The 5350-nt window shown below is 61.9% G+C and carries 4 protein-coding genes; 3 read left to right on the forward strand and 1 reads right to left on the reverse strand.

Annotation, left to right across the window (positions count from 1 at the left end; translation table 11 throughout):
• On the forward strand, positions 1–201 hold a 201-nt coding region (locus AC30NL_RS22315), incomplete at its 5' end, for a hypothetical protein (RefSeq protein ID WP_489466175.1).
• 222 nt (positions 202–423) lie between these two features.
• A complete protein-coding gene (locus AC30NL_RS22320) occupies positions 424–1017 on the forward strand; it encodes a hypothetical protein (RefSeq protein ID WP_489466176.1) in 594 nt (197 codons plus the stop codon).
• A gap of 218 nt (positions 1018–1235) precedes the next feature.
• On the opposite strand, the gene AC30NL_RS22325 is transcribed toward AC30NL_RS22320, so the two are convergent.
• Positions 1236–2636, reverse strand: a complete 1401-nt coding sequence (locus tag AC30NL_RS22325; protein ID WP_489466177.1) for a TAXI family TRAP transporter solute-binding subunit — start codon at positions 2634–2636, stop codon at positions 1236–1238.
• A 274-nt stretch (positions 2637–2910) separates the two neighbouring features.
• On the opposite strand from AC30NL_RS22325, the gene AC30NL_RS22330 reads away from it, so the two are divergent.
• On the forward strand, positions 2911–5040 hold the full coding sequence (locus AC30NL_RS22330; RefSeq protein ID WP_489466178.1) for a putative bifunctional diguanylate cyclase/phosphodiesterase: 2130 nt from the start codon (positions 2911–2913) through the stop codon (positions 5038–5040).
• The last annotated feature ends 310 nt before the right edge of the window (positions 5041–5350 follow it).

The following is a 5350-nucleotide window of genomic DNA, read 5'->3' on the forward strand; positions in this document are numbered from 1 at the left end:
GAGCAGGCCATGACGCTGCCGTTCGATCAATTCACCGCGGTCCACGTGAAGACGGGAAAGCAGAAGAATCTGGGTGCGCGATGGGAGGAGATCCAGCAACGCCTCGGCAACTTCGACGCCCGAGTCCACCGCGGGAAGGTGGACTCGGCCCTGTTGAATCAACTGCGGCGCAAGGCCGCAGGGTTCGCGAACGCTTGCTGAATTGCTCGCGACGGGCTCAGAGACTGATGGGCGGCCCCCTACCGGGCCGGCTCGTACCGGGTCCTAAACCTATGACTCGCTCTTCCAGGGAGCATGCTTTCTGGCGAGATTTCGCGTAACGCGACTGCACTTCGCACACACGCATCGCTGAAAGCTGGCTCCATCTACTGTCACCTCATCGGCCACCGATCACGCGTTGGCCACGATTTGAGGTATCACCCCATGAACCTGCGCAATCCGGTCAATAGCGTCGTCAGTGCCATGCACCATGCCCTCGAACGAGGACTCGTCGGTGTACCCAGTCCTGAAGCCACCATGCTTCTCGGCCCTTCTCCAGAGGGCATGCGGCGTCGTCGACCGAACGCCGACGAATGCAATGTGGTCATGTTTGAGCAGACATGGCGCGCTCGTGACGTCGGCTTTTCCCAAGGTCGCGCAAACGAAAGCCTGCAGGGTGAAACCGTCGTCGTGACCGGCCCGGAGGGAGACGCGTGTGTGTACTTCGCTTCTCAACTGGTCTATCACGTGCGTGAGCCCAACCGTCGATTCTTCCTCGACGTCGCGGCTCAATCGATGGCTGCCTGCACCGACGCCGCTGCCTACGACGGTCACGGCAACACCCCGCTCGAGAAGCTCGACTACGGCTTCGAGGCGGAGCTCGCCCGCCGATGCACGATCGCAAAGTTCGAAGACGCGGAGCACGCGCACATGATGGCGGGACTGCTGCGCGAGTATGCAGACCGCTTCGAGCACGTGGCCTTGACGGCAGCGCGTTCAATGCCCGCCGATGCCCCACCGGAGCGCCTGGTCGCCTGAGAGGCTGAGAGGCTGAGAGTATTTCGAACGTGTCCGAGCAGCACGTCAAAAGGGCGCTGATCTAGGCGCAAAGCGCAGCCACAGCTTGGCTATGGCGAGCATTTGCAACGACGAGCAGGGGGCTTTTGGCGTGATGAGCGGGCATGATCGAAAAACTCTCAGCCTCTGAGGAGCGGAACGGTCAGACGTCTTGCAAGCCAGGCCTTCGCCAAGCTGCGTCAGCGACTGGCGACCGGCTCTTGCCTCGCGGCATCGTTCGCCGCCTGTGGATTGGACAAGGACACAGGTTCGTCGAGGAGGCTGGCACGCACGGACCGGATATGTCCGCGCAGCCCGTAGAAGAGATCGCCGAAAGCCGGCGGAATCACGATCTTGGCGACGGCAGTCTCGATGTGATCGAGGTGCCGGACCAGTTCCTCGCGACGCATGGCGTCCACCGACGGCTTGAGTGCGTCGCGTTCAAGCCGCTGCAAGGCCCCGTACCAGCGATAGATGCGCGAGGTCATGTGCCAGCGATAAAGCGCGGGAACAATCTTGAACGCCGGGATGAGCAATAGCACCACCGGCACCAGAACGGCCACGATGCGAGCGATCAGGCTCGCCATCCAGAACGGGAAGGTGCGGTACAGAAAGCTCTTGCCCGACGCGTAGAAGCGCGTGGCATCCGGACTGATGCGGAACTCGTGTTCCAGCGGAGCCGGAAATTCGCCGCGCTTCTTGTACAGGCCTGCCTTGCCATGCACTTCGCGCGCGGCTTCGAGCAACAGGTCGGAGAGTGCCGGATGCAGGCTGTCCCTCGCCACAAGCTCCACCGTCGGGCCGATCAACTGCACGTCCTCGGATGGAATGTCTTCACCGAAGTCGAGCGCTCCTTGTGGGAGATGCAGCTTGTTCAGATATGGGATGCGGCGCGAGTAGCCATCAGCCTGCGTCACGTTGAAAAGGTGAATTTCTGGCGTGTGCAGCAATTGGCGAATCACCGCGCTGGGGCTCGAATCGCTCATTGCGAAGATCGCGTCTATGCGCCCTTCGCGCAGCGCCCGAATGGTGTCGTCCGCCTCCGTGTCTACATAGGTTGTGCCGTCACCTGTCTTGATGCCATTGGCCGCGAGCAGTGTGTGTGCGAGGCTGTTGCTGCCGCTGCCTTCCGGGCCGATGTCGATGCGCAGTCCTTTGAATTCCGACATCAATCGCTTGCGCTCGCCCCGATAGAAGATCATCAGCGGCTGGTATGAAATGCTTCCCAGCGACACCAGGTTTTCCGCGGCAGCGCTCTTGGCCTCGCCACCGAGCACGAAGCCCACGTCCACAGTGACCTTCTGGTTGGCCAGCCTTTGCAGGTTCTCATGCGACCCTTCCGAGGGAAGAATCTTCAGCGTGACGCCTTCCTTCGCAAGGATCTTCTGGTACTGCTCGGCGTTCTTCCTGAACGCGCTCCCTTCGGGTCCGCTGGTGATGGTCAGCGTGCTGGGTGCGGCGGAGTTGAAGAATCCAAACGCCACCAGACTGACCGCGAGGCAGACGATGAAAATCAAGGTCACCGCCAGCACCAGACCGCGTCCGAACAATGCGGTGAGCCTGGCATAGCTCTGAGTCAAGTAGCTTCTCGCGGCAATCACGTTCAATCTCTGGTGTGAGCAGCTGAGAGTATCTCAGCCTCTCACTCTGAGCAATCACGGTTGTGCCCCGGCAGTGGGCCTTTGTTGTGCTGCGTTCGCAGACTGTGAAACTTCTCACTGAAGACGTGTGCACTGCAACAAAGTCTTCTGCGGTAGTGCGCAATTCGATGCACGCGCTGCCGAACAGAAGATGGCGTTGGCGAAGAGCCTGCCAACTTTCAACGAGGCGAACACCGTGTTCTATCTGCCTGCCAGCCACGACCCCTGGGGCGTCATGACATCGCTCGTGATTGCAACGTTCGCGTCCTATGTGGCGCTCGATTTGGCCAAGCGCGTGTGTGCTCAGGATCGCGGCGTGGCCCTGAACTGGTGGATTGGCGGCTCGATCGCCATGGGCACCGGCATCTGGTGCATGCACTTCGTCGGCATGCTGGCGTTTTCGTTGCCGATCGCGCTGGGCTACACCTATGCGTTGACCGTGGCTTCGTGGATCGCGGGCATCGCCGTGTCTGCCGTGGCGCTGCATGTCGCGAGCAGCGGCTCGCTCACCTGGCAGCGACTGGCGGGCGGAGCGCTGGCCATGGGCCTGGGCATCTGCGCAATGCACTACACCGGCATGGCAGCGCTCGACATGGCGCCCGGCATCGTCTGGAACCCTCTGCTCGTCGCCTGCTCGGGTCTGATCGCCGTGGGCGCTTCGGCAGCAGCCCTGCTGATCTTCTTCTGGCTGCGCAAGGTCAATGACAAGCAGGGCCGCATGTACCAAGGCATTGCGGCGCTGGTGATGGGCTGCGCGATTTGCGGCATGCACTACACCGCCATGGCTGCGGCAAGCTTTCCCAGCGGCGCCATTTGCCTCAGTGTGAACGCGCTGGCAGGCAACAGCCTCGGTGCGCTGATTGCGCTGTCGTCGTTGGCGCTGCTCGCAATGACCTTGTTCACATCGACCCACGACGCGCGGATGCAAAGCAAGACTGCGCTGCTCGCCAGTTCGCTCAAGGTCGCCAATGCGCAACTGCAAACCGTCAATGGCGAACTGCAGCGGCGAGCCTTCATGGACCCCCTCACCGGCCTGCCCAACCGCGTGCTGTTTGAAGACCGCTTGATGCATTCGCTTCGCCGTGTCGACCGCGCAGCGGAGAGCGTCGCGCAGCGCAATGCAGAAAAGATCGCGGTGCTCTTCGTCGACCTCGACGGCTTCAAAACGGTCAACGACTCATTGGGTCATGCCGTCGGCGACGAAGTGCTGAAAGAAGCGTCCTTGCGTCTGCGCGTCGCCGCACGCGACAGCGACACGGTTGCACGCATTGGCGGCGATGAATTCGTACTGTTGATGGAAGACGTCGGCAGCATGGCCGACTGCGTCACCTTGGCTCGCCGCCTGATCGAGGTGCTGGCCCGCCCCTTCGACATTGGCGGCCGGCGAGTCGAGATCTCCGGCTCGGTCGGCATCGTCACCTACCCTGATCATGGCGAAAAGGACAAGCTCGTCGCACACGCCGACGCTGCGATGTATGAAGCCAAGCGAGCCGGCGGCAACAACTATGCGCTGTTCGAGTCGCACATGGACGCAGGCGCGCTCGAGCAATTGAGCATGCAGAATGACTTGCGCCACGCCGTCGAGCTTGGGCAATTGCAGCTCTACTACCAGCCCAAGATCGACGGGCGGCTTGGGCAAATCCGCGGCGTAGAGGCCTTGCTGCGCTGGAACCATCCGGAGCATGGCATCGTCAGCCCTGGTGTCTTCATTCCGATTGCCGAGCGCTTCGGCCTGATCAACAGCCTCGGCAACTGGGTCATCAACGAGGCATGTCGCCAGATGCAGGCATGGGCCAGGGACGGCCTTCGCATGCGAATGGCTATCAACCTGTCGGCTCACCAACTGCGCCAAGACGAGCTGGTCGAGCGCATCGAGCAGGCACTCACGCGCAATCACATCGCCCCGTCGCAATTGCTGTGCGAGATCACCGAATCGGTGGCCATGAAAGACATCAAAGCCACGCAGCGCGCCTTCGAAGGCCTGGCCCGCATCGGTGTCTACCTCTCGATTGACGACTTCGGCACCGGGTATTCGAGCCTGAGCTACCTGCGCCAGTTGCCGGCACGTCAGCTCAAGATCGACCGCAGCTTCGTCGGCGACGTCGAGGAAAGCGGTGACGCGCGAGCAATCGTGAGCGCCGTGATCCAGTTGGCGCACGCGCTGGGTCTGCGGGTGGTGGCCGAAGGAGTCGAGACCGTCGGCCAGCGCGACATCCTGGTCGGTCTGGGCTGCGATGAACTGCAGGGCTTCTACTTTGCCAAGCCAATGACTGCCGACACGCTACAGGCGTGGGCCGATGGACGAAAGCCCGCAAACGCCGTCGACTTCTCGCCGTCGGTGATGCACGACAACCTCACTATCTGAACCTTGCTTGGAGGTCACGGCTCTTGATGTGTAAAAGGCCTTCTTCATCGCCAAACGGGTGTCGGCGAGAGGTCGAGCAGGTGCGGGCGACGGTGGAGGGCCGTCGGGTTGCCTTGACGGAGATGGGGGTGATTTTTGGGAGACCCCTCACCCCAACCCTCTCCCCCCGCCGGGGGAGAGGGAGCCGAAATGCGTTACTTCGAAGCGGACCACAGCGAACTGGCCTGCATTGCTCCCTCGCCCCTTCGGGGAGAGGGCTGGGGTGAGGGGCCTGGGCCTCTGAGCAAACATGAACTTGTCATGCGTCAAC

The organism is Rhizobacter sp. (assembly GCA_021153565.1).
Taxonomy (GTDB): domain Bacteria; phylum Pseudomonadota; class Gammaproteobacteria; order Burkholderiales; family Burkholderiaceae_C; genus Albitalea.